The organism is Cohaesibacter sp. CAU 1516, from assembly GCF_005771485.1.
In the GTDB taxonomy this organism is placed as follows: Bacteria; Pseudomonadota; Alphaproteobacteria; order Rhizobiales; family Cohaesibacteraceae; genus Cohaesibacter; species Cohaesibacter intestini.
This window is the reverse complement of the sequence record NZ_VANT01000012.1, coordinates 23,565-40,134: the sequence shown is the minus strand read 5'-3', so window position 1 is coordinate 40,134 and position 16,570 is coordinate 23,565. Positions and strand designations below refer to the sequence as shown.

The following is a 16,570-nucleotide window of genomic DNA, read 5'->3' as shown; positions in this document are numbered from 1 at the left end:
CCAATATGCGTGCCTGCCACCTTCTTGTTGGCTTGGTCAGACACTCCTCCGAAAAAGGTTGCTCCACAAACGAAGCCTATGGGCCCTGCCCGCATGATCAGCCAATTGCCCCTTTCCTCCATGGGACCACCGGCGAACCCTCATGCATCAATGCGGGAAAGGCCAGATTCTCAGCTTCTCCTTAAAGATCTGCCACAGACGGGCAAGGCCATGCGGCTCGACGATCAGGAAGAAGATGATGAGCGCACCCATCAGAATGATCTGAAGATGCTCTGACATGGCGGTCGACAAACCAAGCGTGTCCACCATGAAATTCTTGAAAGCGATCGGGAACAGCCACAGGAAGGCAGCCCCCAAAAAGGAGCCCATGATGGTTCCCAAACCACCAACGATGACCATGAACAGGATCAAAAAGGACTGATCAATGCCAAAAGCTTCGGTCGGCTCAGCCGCCCCGAGCCAGACCCCGAAATACAGCGCCCCGCCCATGCCGATCAGAAAACTGGACACAGCAAAGGCAGTCAGTTTGGTGGTCAAGGGACGCACACCAATCAGTTCGGCGGCAATATCCATGTCGCGGATCGCCATCCACTGACGCCCGATGCGACCGCGCACGACATTCTTGGTCATCCAGGCTGCAAGGGTCACAAAAATCAGACAGAAGAAATATTTATACAGGATCGGCGCATTCGGACCGGTCACCTCGAACAGCAGGCTCGTCCGCTCTGGCGCGTTGATCTGCCCGGTGGCGGAATCGTTGTAGAACCACGACACCTTGTTGAACAGCCAGATGATGAAGAACTGCGCCGCCAGTGTCGCCACCGCCAGATAGAAGCCCTTGATCCGCAACGACGGCAGACCGAACAACGAGCCGACCAAAGCGGTGACAAAACCAGAAAGCACCACCACCACGGCAAAATCAAGGCCGGGGAAGGACGTCATCAGCTTGAAGGATGCATAGGATCCAACCGCCATAAAAGCCCCGGTGCCGAGCGAAATCTGACCGCAATAGCCCACCAGCACATTCAGCCCCAGCGCAATCAGTGTATAGATCAGCAAAGGCAGAAGGATCGCGTTGCCCCAATAGTCATTGACGAAGAAGGGCACCACCAGATAGGCGACGGCCAGAATGACGATCATGCCATAGCGATCCTGAGCAATCGGGAAGATCGCCCGATCGTCGGTATAGTTGGTCTTGAATTGACCTGTTTCGCGATAGAACATCCGTTACACCCTTTCGATGATCTTTTCGCCGAACAAGCCCTGCGGACGAACCAGCAGGAAGGCGAGCGCCAGCATATAGGCAAACCAGTTTTCAACGGCTCCGCCAACAAACGGCCCCATATAAACCTCGGCAACCTTTTCGCCGACGCCAATGATCAGACCGCCGACAATCGCGCCGGGAATGGAGGTAAAGCCGCCAAGGATCAGCACCGGCAGGGCTTTGAGCGCAATCAGCGACAGCGAGAATTGCACGCCCGACTTGGTGCCCCACATGATGCCGGCAACCAGAGCCACAATGCCTGCCACCGACCAGACAATCACCCAGATGGTGTTAAGCGAAATGCCAACCGACAAGGCAGCCTGATGGTCATCGGCCACCGCCCGCAGCGCCCGACCAATGCGGGTCTTCTGGAAAAAGACCGCCAGAGCCGCCACCAGAACCATCGCAATGATCGCGGCAACGACTTCCAGCTTCTCGACATAGAGATTGTAATTGTCGAGCAGATAGTCTGATGCCCCTTGCGGCAGACCGATATCAAGCGGCTTGACGTCCGAGCCCCACAGCACATCGCCCAGCCCTTCGAGCACATAGGCCAGACCAATGGTCGCCATGAACAGAATGATCGGATCCTGATTGACCAGATGGCGCAGGATCAACCGCTCAATCAGCCACGCCAGCAGGATCATCACCCCGACCGCAGCAGGAAGCGCCAGCCAGATGGGCAAGCCGAGCTTTTCCTGCACACCGACAAAGGTCAGCGCCGCAAACAGACACATCACCCCTTGCGCAAAGTTGAAAATGCCCGAGGCCTTGAAGATCAGTACGAAACCGAGCGCGACCAGCGCATACATCACCCCGGCCATCAGACCGGAAATGACGGTTTCCAAAAAGAAAGCGAATTCCATACCCATGGACTTGCCTCCGTCAAACAAATGAGAAAATACGGGTGATCATCAGTGCGAGACGCCGAGATAGGCATCAATCACTTCCTTGTTGGCCTGCACCTCTGCTGGTGGGCCATCCCCGATTTTCTTGCCATAATCCAGAACAACGACACGGTCGGACAAATCCATCACAACCCCCATGTCATGCTCGATGAGAGCGATGGTGGTGCCATAGCGCTGATTGGTCTCGATGATGAAGCGGGACATGTCCTCCTTCTCCTCGAGATTCATCCCCGCCATTGGCTCATCCAGCAGCAACAGGTCCGGCTCCATAGCCAAAGCCCGAGCCAGCTCCACCCGTTTCTGCAAACCGTAAGGCAACTTGCCCACCGGTTTGTTGCGGATATGCTGGATTTCCAGGAAGTCGATGATTTCCTCGACCTTTGCGCGATGGGCATTCTCTTCCTTCAAGGCAGGCCCCATATGCAGGCACTGCCAGAAGAAATTGGCATTCATCTTCAGGCCCCGCCCGGTCATGACATTGTCGAGTGTCGACATGCCCTTGAAGAGCGCCACATTCTGAAATGTCCGGGCGATGCCACTCTTTGCTGCCTCGTGGGGCTTCATCCGACGGCGCACCTCGCCCTGCCAGAAGATCGTGCCTTCCTGCGGATGATAAAAGCCGTTGATGACATTCAGCATCGAGGTCTTGCCCGCGCCGTTCGGACCGATGATGGCGCGGATTTCACCCTTGTGAATGTCAAAGGAAATGTCCGTGATTGCCTTCACACCGCCGAAGGACAGCGACACATGCTCAACCGCCAGCATCACTTCAGGCTCGGCCTGTTGCGCGGCGACATTGCTCATCTGCTCGCTTACATTGCCTTGAAAAGTCATTCTGCCGCCTCCCCAACACTGGTTTCATACGGGAAGACCTTGGCGTCAGACAGCCTGACCGTCGCCTCGATCGAGCCTTTGCGGCCATCCTCGAACACCACTTCGGTCTTGGTATATTGCTCAGCCTTGTCGCTATAGAGCGCTTCGATCAGATCGTCATAGCGCTCGGCAACAAAGCGGCGGCGGACTTTTTGGGTGCGGGTCAGCTCGCCGTCATCGGCATCCAGCTCCTTGTGGAGCACAAGAAAACGACTGATCTGGGAGGCCGCCATGATCGGCTCTTTTGCCAGATCCGCATTCACCTGCTCGATATGCGAGCGGATCATCGCATAGACTTCCGGGTGACCCGCCAGTTCCTGATAGGAAGCGTAGGCGATATTGTTGCGCTCAGCCCAGTTACCCACCGCATTGAGGTCAATATTGACAAAGACGGTGGCACTGTCGCGACCATCACCAAAGGCAACGGCTTCCTTGATGTTGGGGAAGAATTTGAGCTTGTTCTCGATATATTTCGGCGCGAACATCGCCCCATTGGTCAGCTTGCCCACATCCTTGGCGCGATCAATGATCTTGAGGTGACCGCGATCATCAAAAAAGCCGGCATCACCAGACTGCACCCAACCCTCTTCATCCTTGGTGTCCCTGGTGCTTTCTTCATTTTTATAGTAGGCAACAAACACACCGGGCGAGCGGAACAAGACCTCGCCATTGTCGGCAATCCGGATTTCGACATCCTTTGCCGGTTTTCCCACCGTATCGGAATAGATCTCGCCATCCGGCTGAACGGTCACGAAGATCGAGGCTTCGGTCTGGCCATAAAGCTGTTTGAGATTGATCCCCAGCGAGCGATAAAAACGGAAGATTTCCGGCCCGATGGCTTCCCCCGCCGTATAGCCCACGCGGATATTGGAAAAGCCGAAGGTGTTTTTCAGCGGCCCGTAAATGATCAGATCCCCAAGCCAGTATTTCAGCCGATCCATGAAGGCGACCGACTTGCCATTGAGAATGTCTTCGCCAACCCGTTCCGCATGCTTGATGAAATAATGGAACAAGGCCTGCTTCATGGCACTCGCATCTTCCATCCGGATCATCACCGAGGTCAGCAAAGCTTCAAACATCCGTGGTGGCGCAAAGAAGAAGGATGGACCGATTTCCTGCAGATCCGTCTGCATGGTCTCCGTGCTTTCCGGACAGGAAATGCAATAGCCCGCAACATAGGACTGGCAATAGGAAAAGAGATGATCGCCAACCCATGCCAGTGGCAGATAGGCGAGCACTTCATCCTTCTCGGTAAGCTTTTCGGCCTCACAGGCATTGATGCCGGAAATCATCACATTGTCATTCGACAGCATCACGCCCTTTGGTTTGCCGGTGGTGCCCGAGGTATAGAGCATCACCCCGATATCCGCCCCTTTGCCTTTGGCAATCCCGTCCAGCCACGCCTGCTCGCGCCCGGGCTCATTGACCAGCATCTTGCGACCAATGGTCTGCACATCACCAAAAGCATGCAGATGGCTGTGGTCATAGTCCCGCAGACCCTTTGGGTCGTCATAGACCACATCCTTAAGCTCGGTCAGCTTGTCCGAAATCTCCAGAATCTTGTCGACCTGTTCCTGATCCTCGGCAACCACCAGCTTGGCGTTGGCATGATCAAGAATGTAATGCAGCTCCTCTGCCGCGCTGTCGGCGTAAACTGGCACCGGAACAGCCCCCAGCGCCTGCGCGGCGGCAAATGTGAAATAGAGCCGTGGACGATTGGTGCCGAGAATGGCGATATGATCGCCCTTCCCAACCCCCAGTTCTGCAAGACCGACCGAAAAGGCACGCACTTCCTCCAAAGTGTCACCCCAGGTCCAGGTCTGCCAGATTCCCAGATCTTTCTCCCGCAAAGCAGGTCGATCCCGCCATTGTTTGGCGTTCCGCAACAACACGGCTGGAAAGGTTTCCAAACGCGTCGATGCAGTCTCCTCCGCAACTGACATAGTCGTTTCCTCTGTTCCCTAAGAAGGGTCCCATTGATTGGGTTATTTATATTTTTTTCAATCTAACGCTGAAAGGAACGGACAAATCAAGGGGCAGTGGTGCTTATTGGCCGAAGGATTTAGAAAGCAAAAGCGTGTTTTTTGAACTTTCATAATTGTGCAAGTGCGTGATTTATAATCATTCTTTTGCATTCCGTTTACGTCAACATTCCAAATTGTGTGGCAATATCAGTACCTTCCCTCTGGCACCCGATCACACAACGCTGCAATTTACGTAAACGTCAAAAGACTTTCCAGAAAAGACAAGCCCGGATGCCGCAAACAAAGCTATGCGACAAAAGTCACGCGCTTCTGTGAATAACCTCGAAGGGCAATAGCCGCTCGTTGGTTTCACCCGCAACCATTTTTCCAAACCAACCCGGATAAGTCAATTTTGCCAGCAACTTCTCTACCATGCAGGGTTCTTTGGCTCAGGTGATTCTGTGCCCTGCCCTGCTCAAATCGTGCAATGAGACCAGATGTCGCATTCCGTCAGCAGACCCTGAAGCAAGCGCTTGGCAACAAAAAAGCCGGGTCAGGAGACCCGGCTTTTCAACGTCATGCTGTCTTTTCCATCCAGACAGGATCAACCATAGATCACCGTCGGCAACCAGGTAGCCAGAGCCGGCAGATACCACAGCAGGACCAATGCACAGATCTGGATCATAACGAACGGAATGATACCCCGATAGATCTGCGACGTCCGCACGGTTGGTGGTGCCACACCGCGCAGATAGAACAGAGCGAACCCGAAGGGTGGCGTCAGGAAGGACGTCTGCAGGTTCACGGCCATCATAATTCCCAGCCAGACCGGGCTCATCGGCTCCCCGTTTGGCATTTCCATCTGCAACAGAACCGGCGCAACCATTGGCACGACCACGAAGACAATTTCGAGGAAATCGAGGAAGAAGCCGAGGAAGAACATCAGCACCATCACCGCGATCATGGCGCCAATGGCACCACCGGGAATATTCGACAGGGCTTCCTGAATCATTTCCTCGCCGCCAAGGCCACGGAAGACCAGCGAGAAGAGCGACGCACCGATCAAAATGACGAACACCATGGAGGTAACCTGCGTCGTTCCTTCCATCACCGGCTTGAGAACGCCGGTTTTGATGAGCCGGATGATTGCAGTCACAATGCCAAACATCAGAACCAGCACGAAAAAGGCCGCAGCATAGATCGCAATCTGATCAGATGCCGGAATGACGTCCCGCGCCACACGCAAGTCCATGTTGGCCGTCAGCACCAGCACCGCGACAAGCGCCACCGCCGCCAGAAAGATCGGCCAGCTGTGGTCTTCGTCCAGACGATAACCAGCCAGCAGGATCGCACCGACAGCCCCTACGGCAGCCGCTTCGGTTGGCGTGGCGATGCCACCAAGGATAGAACCGAGCACTGCAAGGATCAGAAGGATCGGCGGCACCAGCGCATGAAGGATTTCCTTGCCCGTCACACCCGGATTTTCAGCCTTCGGAATGGATGGTGCGGAGCTTGGCTTGAGAATGGCAATCACCACCTGATAGATGATATAGAAGCCAACGAGCATCAGACCCGGCAACAAGGCACCGGCAAACAGGTCACCAACAGACACGGTCTCTGGCGAGAAGATGCCCATTTCCAGCTGCGCCTTCTGATAGGCGTTGGACAGCTGGTCACCCAGAATGACAAGCACGATGGACGGTGGAATGATCTGCCCCAACGTACCGGCGGCGGCAATCGAGCCACAGGCCAATTCCGGTGAATAGCCACGCTTGAGCATGGTTGGCAACGACAACAGACCCATGGTCACAACGGTCGCACCGACAATGCCGGTCGAGGCCGCCAGCAAGGCCCCCACGATGGACACGGCAATACCAAGCCCGCCGTGAACCGATCCCATCAGGCGTCCCATCGTGTCGAGCAGCTCTTCGGCCACCTTGGAGCGCTCCAGTGTTACACCCATAAAGACGAACAAAGGCACGGCAATCAGCACCTCGTTGCTCATGGTGCCGAAAATACGCTGTGGCAGAGCCGACAGGAACGACATGTCGAAGGCACCGGCCGACCAACCGATCAAGGCAAAAGCAAGCGCGACACCGGCCAGCGTGAAGGCCACCGGGAAGCCTAGCATCAACACGACACAGGCAGCCCCAAACATCAAAAGATCAAGAATATGAGCGAACGCTTCCATTAGTGGCTCCCACCCATTTGCTGCAGACGGCGCAGCTCTTGTTCATCGCCCTGCAGGGCGTACCAGCTGCGCACCATCATCACGAAGGCCTGCAGCCCCATTTGCACAGCGAACCCGATGATCGCACTTTTCAAGAGGAACCGCGCCTGAATGCCCGAGGTTTCCTGACTGCCTTCCAAGATCGCCCAGCTGTTGGCAACATAGTGCCAGGAAGCAAACACGATCAGCACGCAGACGGGAATGACCAGAAAGGCCGCGCCGAACAGATTGACATAAGCCTTCGTCCGCGCGCGCGCTTCGCGATAGAAAATATCGACGCGCACATGGCCTTCCTTGGAGAAGGTATAGGCGGAAGCAAGCATGAACAGGAAAGCATGCAAATAGACGATCAGTTCCTGCATCCAGATGGAACCAACGCCAAACACATAGCGCATCAGTACGACGGTAAATTGTATGAGAACGATGAAGAGTGTGAACCATGCCAACGTCTGGCCTGTCACAACATTGACCCGATCGATCAGGTCCGCGAGAGCGCGCATATGTCTAACTCCTGGCTGATCCTGTTCGCAGACTTCCCCAGATGGAAATCCGTCACAAAGCGACAGATCACACCCGACCTCGAACAGGAGGTCCTTCGACACAGACCCAAAAGAAGGGCAGCATCAGCCATTTCGGCTTTTATTGTTGAAGTGCCCGCCGAAACGAGCGAGATGCCCTCCCCGCGCCGGGGCGGGAAGGGCGGTAGGCTCTCATCAGAGAGTGATTATCCCAACACGCGGTCGCGGTTGGCGGTGTAGGTCTGCTCGGCAATGCGGTTCCAGTCACCCACATCCTTGCGTGCCTTGATGTAGCTGTCATAGATGCGCTTGGACAGGTCGTCGGTTTTGGCCACTTCCGCAACCACTTCCTCAGAGACCTTGCCGATGGCATCAAAGACATCATCAGGGAACTGCTTCAGATTGACCTTGTGCTTGTTCAGCAGGGTTTCCAGAGCGGCACCGTTTTTGGCGTTGAACTCGGAGAACATGAAGTTGTTTTCAGCCAGACATGCATTCTGAACAATCGCCTGATCCCCTTTCGACAGGCTGTTGAACACGTCAAGATTGACGCCCGAAGCAAGCCCTGAACCTGGCTCGTGGAAACCAGGATAGTAGTAGAATTTGGTGATCTTGTAGAAGCCGAAGGCCAGATCATTCCAAGGCCCTACCCACTCGGTCGCGTCAATTGCGCCCGACTGCAGGGATGGGAAGATTTCGCCACCCGGCAGAGCCACGGCAGACGCACCAAGGCGACGCAGCACTTCACCGCCGAGGCCAGGCATACGCATTTTCAGGCCTTTGAGATCTTCAAGGGTGTTGATTTCCTTGTTGAACCAACCGCCCATCTGAACACCGGTATTGCCAGCCATGAAAGGCTTGATGTTGAACTTGGCGGACAGCTCATCCCACAATTCCTGACCACCGGCATTGTTGATCCAGGCATCCAGCTCGTTTGCCGTCAGGCCCATTGGTACGGCGGTAAAGAAGTTGAAAGCCGGATGCTTGCCCTGCCAGTAATATTCAGCACCGTGATACATGTCGGCGGTGCCGGTAGAAACGGCATCAAAGCTTTCGAATGCAGGCACCAGTTCGCCAGCAGCATAGAGCTTGACGGTCAGGCGACCATCGGTCATCGCAGTGATGCGGTCAGCAACGCGCTGAGCACCGGTGCCAAGACCGGGGAAGTTTTTCGGCCAAGTGGTGACCATTTTCAGCGTGCGCTTATCCTGCGCAATTGCTGGAGCTGCAAGCGTGGTTGCTGCAGCTGCGCCAGAAGCAAGGCTGGCTTTCTTCAAAAAGGAACGACGATCCATCTAATAATTCTCCTCCACAGGCAATCTTTGTGATTGCAGACCAGTTCGGTCGGTTTTTTTGCTTACATAAACGCTTCTGGAGGCACTACAGTAGTAGCTGCGACAGACGGTGCGTACAAATACGCAACTCCCTCCCCAAAAGCCCCTCTACGAGCAACATACGAACATAAAAGACCACTGATTCCAATGGAAAATTGCTATCGTTTTCCAATATCTGTCAGAATAGTATTTTCGTCGTATGGACGACCAATTCAGCCTCTTTTCTGCAGAAAAGCCCAGATTCGCACTGTGTCTGGGGTTAACAAGGCAATCCACGACGAGCCGATCGCTCCCCAGCAACACCTGTTGCAAGGGAGCAAAACCGGCGTCAGACGTCGCGCGCCAACCCCATGGCACGGTTGCGATAAAGAGCGTAGGTCTGGTCAGCAATGCTGCCCCAGCCCGCAAGCTCCTTGCGTGCTGCCGAGAAACTTTCGAGCACACGGCCTGTAAATTCATCTTCCGCGGCCACTTCAGCAACCACCTCATCGGCAGCCTTTGCGATGGCGTCGAACACTTCATCGGGGAACTTCTTCAACTGCACGCCATGCTTGGTCAGCAGCGTATTGAGTGCCCGGCCATTGTTGGCATTGAACTCGGCATAGGCGTCAGCGGTCGCAGCCTTGCAAGCCTGCTGAACGATCGCCTGATCGGCAGCCGACAGGCTGTTGAAGACATCGAGATTGAAGCCACAGGACATGGCCGTCCCCGGCTCATGGAAGCCCGGATAATAGTAGAATTTGGTGATCTTGTAGAAGCCGAAGGCCAGATCGTTCCAAGGACCGACCCATTCGGTTGCGTCGATCGCCCCGGATTGCAAGGAGGGGAAAACCTCCCCGCCGGGCAAAGACACAGCGGAAGCCCCAAGACGACGCAGCACTTCACCCCCAAGACCCGGCATGCGGATTTTCAGGCCTTTGAGATCATCAACAGCATTGATTTCCTTGGTGAACCAGCCACCCATCTGGACGCCGGTATTGCCAGCCATGAAAGCCTTGATGTTGAACTTGCCAGCCAACTCGTCCCAGAGTTCCTGACCACCGCCATGATACATCCATGCATCCATTTCGCTGGCGGTCAGCCCCATCGGCACCGTGGCAAAGAAGTTGAAGGCCTTATGTTTGCCCTGCCAGTAATATTCTGCCCCGTGATAGAGGTCGGCTGAGCCGGTAGAAACGGCATCGAAGCATTCAAAGGCCGGCACCAGTTCGCCTGCGGAATAGAGCTTGACCGTCAAACGCCCGTCGGTCATTGCCGTGATATTGTCAGCCAGCTTCTGAGCTGCCGTACCAAGACCGGGAAAATTCTTCGGCCATGTCGTCACCATCCGCAAGGTGCGTTTGTTCTGGGCGATGGCAGGCGCTGCGAGCGTGGAGGCAGCCGCGGCACCGGAGACGAGGCTGGCTTGTTTCAGAAAAGATCGGCGATCCATTTTGCTTCCTTCTCCCGTCTGCAAAGCCCGACGGGAGATCCCTTCAGATCAGTGGTCAATGTTACCGTCAGGTCGGGAGAGAAGGGAAATGAATGGCACCCTTCCGCCCCCAAAGCTATAGACGAAAGATGTAGAATGGAAACATATGAACATGCAGAGCGAAATTTTCAAACAAAAATTCCAGAAACTATATCAAAGGCTTGTTGAATGTTGCTTGCTGACTATAGAGAAACAAAAATTTACAAACTTCCCCTTAGGCAATTTAAGCATTTGCCCGCATTATGCACAGGAGGTCGAATGATCACCTATTCTGTTCCACATGCGGTCCCGACATCGGTCACGAACGCCGCCCCGCTACCGCCTTTCCAACCCGGCCATAACTTGACACGGTCGGCAAGCCATGCAACCCAAAATCAGGCGCAGCCCGACACAAGCAAGCGCCGAACGAGACGTCTTGATCCCCGGACATCAGAGTAAGTCATGCAAAAAGCACCAACGACCAAAGCCTCAGACATGCGCGGCAACCTGCCCTTCAAGCTGAAGATCCTGATGATCGCCATCCTGCCGATCATTCTTGCATCCACCCTGACGAGCTGGGTCATTCATATTGGTGCAAACCGACTGATCGAGATCGAGACATCCCTGATCGAACAGCGGATCCTGACCTTCCGCCAGAAGGAGCTGGAAAATTACGCGTCACTGGCGCTGACTGCCATCGATCATGAATATTCCCACGCGCAAGTGCCAAGCCAGGATGCAAAACAGGCGGTCATTCGGATCCTCAACAATCTGAACTATGGCAATGACGGCTACTTCTTTGCCTATGACCGATCCGGCACCAGTCTGGTCAATGCCCCAACGCCCGAGCTGATTGGCGCCAATCTCTGGTATATCAAGGACAAAGACGGCAAGTTCATCATTCAGGGCCTGATGAAACAGGCGATCAATGGCGGCGGTTTCTTCACCTACCGCTGGAACAAGCCCTCCACCAAGACCGAAACCCAGAAGCTGAGCTATGCCACCTATCTGCCCAAATGGGGCTGGATGCTTGGCACCGGGCTCTATCTCGATGACATCGAACAGCAGGTCGTCGCTTTCCGCAGTGATATGCTCAAGGAAATCCGCAAGGCCGAAACCGTCCTGTTTCTGGTTGCCCTGTTGGCTGTGGTCGTCACGGCCATCGCCATCGCCGCTGTCAACTATAATGAGCACAAACTGGCCGACGTCCGCCTGAAGGCGCTGACCCGGCGCATTGTTGACGTGCAGGAAGAAGAACGCAAACGCGTCTCCCATGACCTCCATGACGGCATCAACCAGTTGCTGGTCAGCGTGCGACATCGGGTCGAGTTGGCTCGCGAGCAACTGGGCGATCCAGTCAAGGCCAAACAGTTGTTGACCAAAAGCATGGCCATTCTGGATACCTCCATTGCCGATGTTCGCCGGATGTCCAAGGCCCTGCATCCTTCTGCACTTGACAATATCGGCCTTGCGGTCGCCGTGCGCGAACTGGCGAAAGACTTCGAGGAAAGCACGCGCATCACCACACGGGTCAAGACAGACCCTATCGGCGACAGGATCGAGGAAACGGCCAAAATCGCCATCTATCGTGTTCTGCAAGAGGCACTGACCAACATTGCCCGCCATTCCAAAGCCAGCCACGTCGACATTTCTCTCACGATCGATGACACCCTCAACAAGGTCACATTGCAGATTGCCGACAATGGTATCGGGCTGAAAAACCCCGATCAGGTCCCCCATCCCGACGGATTGGGCCTGCGCAACATGGCCGAGCGCATGGAGAGCCATGGCGGTACCATGTCGATCCGCAATGGCAACCATGGTGGTGTCGAACTGATCGCTCACATGCCCCAAATCTGATACGGACTGTTTGACAACTATGGCCTTGGGGAAATCTCGAACCCCTCAGGTGAACATGGGATGGTCACATCCCGGCAAACGGCGACCGGCGATGTGGCGGCCGTTGCCAGCCGTCAACAAACAGCCTGAAACACGCAGCAGATCATCCACACCGAGGCGAGATGTGTCTGTGTGAAACCACCCGCTCAGCGTGGCCCCTTGCGCTTTTCTTTGATTTTTAACCCAAGCCTGTATATTGCAGAACCACAATAGAATGGCCCAAAGCCGCACCTGCTGACATCTATCAGCCGCAAAGACAGGCAAAATGGACGGATGGAAGCCCCATAACGAATAAGACGACCAGAGGAGGAAACCAGCGCCAAGAGGGAAACCAATCTCACTGGCCTGTTTCCGAGAGAGTTCGAAATGACCTTCAACAGAGACGTCCCCACCGCACAGGTTCCCCCCCGCAAGAGCCTGCGCATTGTCATCGCCGACGATCATGCTCTCGTGCGTGACGGCATCCGCGCCCGTCTGGAGATGATCGACAATCTGGACATTGTGGCGGAGGCCTCCGATGGCTTTGAGGCGGTCAATCTGACCCGTCTGCACAATCCGGACATCGTCATGCTCGACATTTCCATGCCCAATTGCAACGGTCTGGAAGCGGCCCGCATGATCCGCTCGGAAAACAGCAAATGCCGCATTCTGTTCTTGTCAATGCATGACAATGCCGAATATGTCAAAGCGGCCGTGGATGCAGGCGCCAATGGGTATCTGCTCAAGGATGTCTGCACTTCCGGCATGACCTCGGCCATCGCTTCGGTTGCTGCAGGTGGCTTCTATGTCTCGAAAAACATCTCTCTGGATGCCCTCAAGGATGACGGCGACAAGGCCGCCAGCAATCCCTACAATCTCACCGAGCGCGAGCTTGATGTCCTCAAAGGCATTGCCGAGGGCAAAGCCAACAAGGCGATTGCCAGCGAATTGGGGATCGGTGTCAGAACGGTAGAAAGCCATCGCCAGCGGATGCGCGAGAAAATTGGTGGCGGCAATGCGGCCCAACTGACTCACATCGCCATGGAAATGGGCCTGATTAATTCGGGCGCCACCGACAAGCTGGCACCCTAGAGCAGGTTTGCCAGCAACAGGACCAAACCAAAGCCCATGACGGTCACGCCACCTGCGGCCAGCAACACAATACCGAACCAGTTAACCCACTGGCTCGACAGACCGCGCGATACCAGCCCTTGCGAAAAGCTGCGGGCATAGACGGCAACCAATGCCAGAATGGCGATGGTCAGACCGGTCCCCAGCCCCATCGCATAGGCCGCAAGAATACCCGCCCAGAACACCTTTTGTGACAGGGCGAAGACCAGCACAATCAAGGCCCCGGAACAGGGACGCAGGCCCATCGACAGCACCGCCAGAACCATGCCGCGCAGCCCCTTGACCTGCTCGACCGTCTCAACACTCGGCGCATGGCTGTGACCACAACCGCAACTACCCTCATGGTGGTGATCATGATGATGGTGACCGTGGTCGTGGTGATGATCGTGATCGTGATTGGAATGGACATGAGGCTGTGACGCTGCCCCGGCCCTGATCTGCTCGGCAGTGCCCCGCCAGGCCCGTAGCAGCAACCAGCCTCCGAGCAGCACGAACAGGGCATAGGAACCAAGTTCGAGCAATTGCGCGGTCTGGGTGATGGCCATCGCGGTGAGATTGAGCGCCACGGCTGCAATCCCAATCAGAATGACCGCCACCGAGGCCTGCACCATTGCCGCGATCAACGCCAAAAGCGCCCCGCGCCGCGCCGTCGCGCCAGAAGCAAACAGATATGTGGTCAGCACCACCTTGCCATGGCCGGGACCGGCCGCATGAAACACCCCATAGGCGAAAGATAGCCCCAACAGCAGGATAAGCGCTGTCGGGTTATTCTCCACCTGTTTCACCGCATCCTTCAGCGCCAGATAAAATTCGGATTGCCGGGCAAGGATCCAGCCCTGAACCTCGCCCCACAAACCGGTCGTGGTCACCGGACCTGTGGTGTCCGGAATGGCCACTCCGAAGGGCGAAGGCGCGGCGAAGGCCTCTGGCGCAGCCAACAACCAACAGGCCACTGCCATAAACACCACCACACACAGCAAAGACCGTGAATGGAAAGCAGGCGCTGTTACTTGCATGTGAGAATCACCTGATTGGCCATCGTGACCGTCAATTTCATCAATTCTTCGGGCAACTCGCGCTGATCCGCCGGGATCTGAGCCAAAGCATCCATCGTGTCGCTGTCGAGATCCTGCGCCATTTTCAAATCCATCTTGCAACCCTTCGGCGCATCGACCAGCGTGGCGGGTTGCTTGGAGGAGAAGGCAAAATCAACAAAGAAACTCGGGTCATACACCTCGAGCAGAACCTTCTTCTTGGCATCGACCTCCACCAGCACCGGCAAGGTGAAATGCAAGGTCAATTGCGTGTCATCGATCGTCAGGAAATAATCCACCGGATCTCCAAAGATCCGTTCCTTGGTCGCAGCGGTTCCTTCTTCATACAGGTCGGAGAAGAACTCATATTCCTCAAGCGATTCCACATTGACCTGCGCCAGCGGCTGCAACTCGGCCCGCGACAGTTTGCCGTCCCCATCCTCATCCAGCCCCTGCGAGGCAAAGGCGCTGAAGGCCTCATCAAAGGTCCAGTGATGGCGCACAGCACGCACCAGACTGTCTTTCATGATCAGCTCGGTTTTCACCGCCGTCCAGACATGGGGATGAGCCTTGGCCGTCGGGACGGACAACATAACAGACAGCATGGCTGCGAGACTCCAGGCAATCGCGGATCTCGTCATGAATAGCCTCCTGAAAATGGGATGATCTACCTCCTCGAGAAGCAGATTGGACACCGCCCCGTAGCCGGACAGTTCGGCAACAAAATGTCATATCCCCAGTTTGATAGAAACAGGCATTCCTCACCCAAGAGAATATCAAACAAAATTATCGTCAGTAAGGGCTTTTACAGGGATAAAAGGACGCATATTTCTCTTAAATCGTCAATAATAAACCCAAAAATGCAATCTGAGAGGAACAAATGAACCTGATTCCAGAAAATTTCAAACTGTCTGCGACATTTGATCACCCCGAGTTTCACGACCATGAGCAAGTGTTGTTTTGCAGCGATGCCAAAAGCGGTCTGAAAGCCATCATTGCCGTGCACAACACCCATCTCGGACCGGCGATTGGCGGCTGCCGCATGTGGGACTATGTCGATGCCGACGAAGCCCTGACCGATGCACTGCGCCTGTCCAAAGGCATGACCTACAAGAATGCGCTGGCGGGTCTTCCCCATGGTGGCGGCAAGTCGGTGATCATCGGCAATGCCCATACGGACAAGAGCCCCGCGCTGCTCAAGGCTTTTGCCCATCACGTTAAATGCCTGGCCGATCGCTATGTGACCGCAGAAGATGTCGGCATCACCAGTGCCGACGCAGACCTGATGGCCACCATTGCCCCCAATGTCGGCGGCACCAGCGAAGCAGGCCTTGGCGATCCCAGTCCCTACACTGCGCTCGGGGTCTATTGCGGCATCAAGGCTGCGGCTCGTCATGTCTTTGGTCGTGATGATCTGACCGGCAAGCATGTATCCCTGCAAGGTCTGGGCAATGTCGGCTTCCGCGTGGCAGAGCATTTGCACAGGGATGGGGCCAAGCTGATTGTGTCTGACGTCTGGGAGCCTAGCCTCACCCGCGCCGTCGATGCCTTTGGGGCCACAACCATATCGCCAGAAGAAGCCCATCGGGTGCCGTGTGATATCTTTGCCCCTTGTGCGCTGGGGGCAGGCCTCAATCGCCACACCATTCCGGACATTCAGGCGGCGATCGTGGCGGGAGCCGCCAACAATCAGCTCGAACAGACCACCGACGGGGCCTTGCTCGCCAGTCGCGGCATTCTCTATGCGCCGGATTATGTCATCAATGCGGGCGGCGTCATCGCCGTGGCAGAACCAGTCAGCGCCAGCGCGCACGCCAGTGTTACGCGCCGCACAGAGGCCATTGGAGACACCCTCTCTGCCATCTTTGCCGAAGCGACACGCACCGGAGAGCCCAACGCCCTGATCGCCGACCGGATGGCTGAACAGCGTTTTAGGGGCTGACAGCCAAACCAATCCTGCCGGATGGTCTCCATCCGGCAGTCAAT

Annotated in this window: 13 protein-coding genes; 3 read left to right on the top strand and 10 right to left on the bottom strand. The window is 55.6% G+C overall.

Annotated features, from left to right (window positions below; translation table 11 throughout):
• Positions 1 to 147: 147 nt before the first annotated feature.
• From FDK21_RS19145 to FDK21_RS19110, 8 genes are all read right to left on the bottom strand, one after another.
• Positions 148 to 1,224 (bottom strand): branched-chain amino acid ABC transporter permease, encoded by a 1,077-nt coding sequence (locus FDK21_RS19145; RefSeq protein WP_114010508.1) that lies wholly within the window; start codon positions 1,222 to 1,224, stop codon positions 148 to 150.
• Between the two features lie 3 nt (positions 1,225 to 1,227).
• The gene (locus tag FDK21_RS19140) at positions 1,228 to 2,136 is read right to left on the bottom strand and encodes a branched-chain amino acid ABC transporter permease (RefSeq protein ID WP_114010507.1); all 909 of its coding nucleotides are present in this window, start codon (positions 2,134 to 2,136) and stop codon (positions 1,228 to 1,230) included.
• A gap of 42 nt (positions 2,137 to 2,178) precedes the next feature.
• Complete coding sequence (locus FDK21_RS19135) at positions 2,179 to 2,976, bottom strand: ABC transporter ATP-binding protein (protein ID WP_171022166.1); 798 nt, start codon at positions 2,974 to 2,976, stop codon at positions 2,179 to 2,181.
• A gap of 26 nt (positions 2,977 to 3,002) precedes the next feature.
• A complete protein-coding gene (locus FDK21_RS19130) occupies positions 3,003 to 4,988 on the bottom strand; it encodes an AMP-binding protein (RefSeq protein ID WP_138150491.1) in 1,986 nt (661 codons plus the stop codon).
• Between the two features lie 625 nt (positions 4,989 to 5,613).
• A complete protein-coding gene (locus FDK21_RS19125) occupies positions 5,614 to 7,200 on the bottom strand; it encodes a TRAP transporter large permease subunit (RefSeq protein ID WP_114010504.1) in 1,587 nt (528 codons plus the stop codon).
• Positions 7,200 to 7,739 (bottom strand): TRAP transporter small permease subunit, encoded by a 540-nt coding sequence (locus tag FDK21_RS19120; RefSeq protein ID WP_114010503.1) that lies wholly within the window; start codon positions 7,737 to 7,739, stop codon positions 7,200 to 7,202. Before FDK21_RS19120 ends, FDK21_RS19125 begins: the two co-directional genes overlap by 1 nt.
• A gap of 224 nt (positions 7,740 to 7,963) precedes the next feature.
• Positions 7,964 to 9,052, bottom strand: a complete 1,089-nt coding sequence (locus tag FDK21_RS19115) for a TRAP transporter substrate-binding protein (RefSeq protein WP_114010502.1) — start codon at positions 9,050 to 9,052, stop codon at positions 7,964 to 7,966.
• 367 nt (positions 9,053 to 9,419) lie between these two features.
• Complete coding sequence (locus FDK21_RS19110) at positions 9,420 to 10,523, bottom strand: TRAP transporter substrate-binding protein (protein ID WP_138150490.1); 1,104 nt, start codon at positions 10,521 to 10,523, stop codon at positions 9,420 to 9,422.
• Between the two features lie 480 nt (positions 10,524 to 11,003).
• Between FDK21_RS19110 and FDK21_RS19105 the strand changes: the two genes are divergently transcribed.
• Together FDK21_RS19105 and FDK21_RS19100 are read left to right on the top strand one after the other, a co-directional pair.
• The gene (locus FDK21_RS19105) at positions 11,004 to 12,401 is read left to right on the top strand and encodes a cache domain-containing protein (RefSeq protein WP_138150489.1); all 1,398 of its coding nucleotides are present in this window, start codon (positions 11,004 to 11,006) and stop codon (positions 12,399 to 12,401) included.
• A gap of 405 nt (positions 12,402 to 12,806) precedes the next feature.
• Complete coding sequence (locus tag FDK21_RS19100; protein WP_138150488.1) at positions 12,807 to 13,511, top strand: response regulator transcription factor; 705 nt, start codon at positions 12,807 to 12,809, stop codon at positions 13,509 to 13,511.
• Here the strand turns inward: FDK21_RS19100 and FDK21_RS19095 are convergent.
• On the bottom strand, positions 13,508 to 14,509 hold the full coding sequence (locus FDK21_RS19095) for a nickel/cobalt transporter (RefSeq protein WP_171022162.1): 1,002 nt from the start codon (positions 14,507 to 14,509) through the stop codon (positions 13,508 to 13,510). The genes FDK21_RS19100 and FDK21_RS19095 overlap by 4 nt on opposite strands.
• Positions 14,510 to 14,556: 47 nt before the next feature.
• A complete protein-coding gene (locus tag FDK21_RS19090; protein ID WP_114010497.1) occupies positions 14,557 to 15,225 on the bottom strand; it encodes a DUF1007 family protein in 669 nt (222 codons plus the stop codon).
• 239 nt (positions 15,226 to 15,464) lie between these two features.
• Here FDK21_RS19090 and FDK21_RS19085 point away from each other — a divergent pair, with 239 nt between their 5' ends.
• On the top strand, positions 15,465 to 16,526 hold the full coding sequence (locus tag FDK21_RS19085) for a Glu/Leu/Phe/Val dehydrogenase dimerization domain-containing protein (RefSeq protein ID WP_138150486.1): 1,062 nt from the start codon (positions 15,465 to 15,467) through the stop codon (positions 16,524 to 16,526).
• Positions 16,527 to 16,570 lie beyond the last annotated feature (44 nt).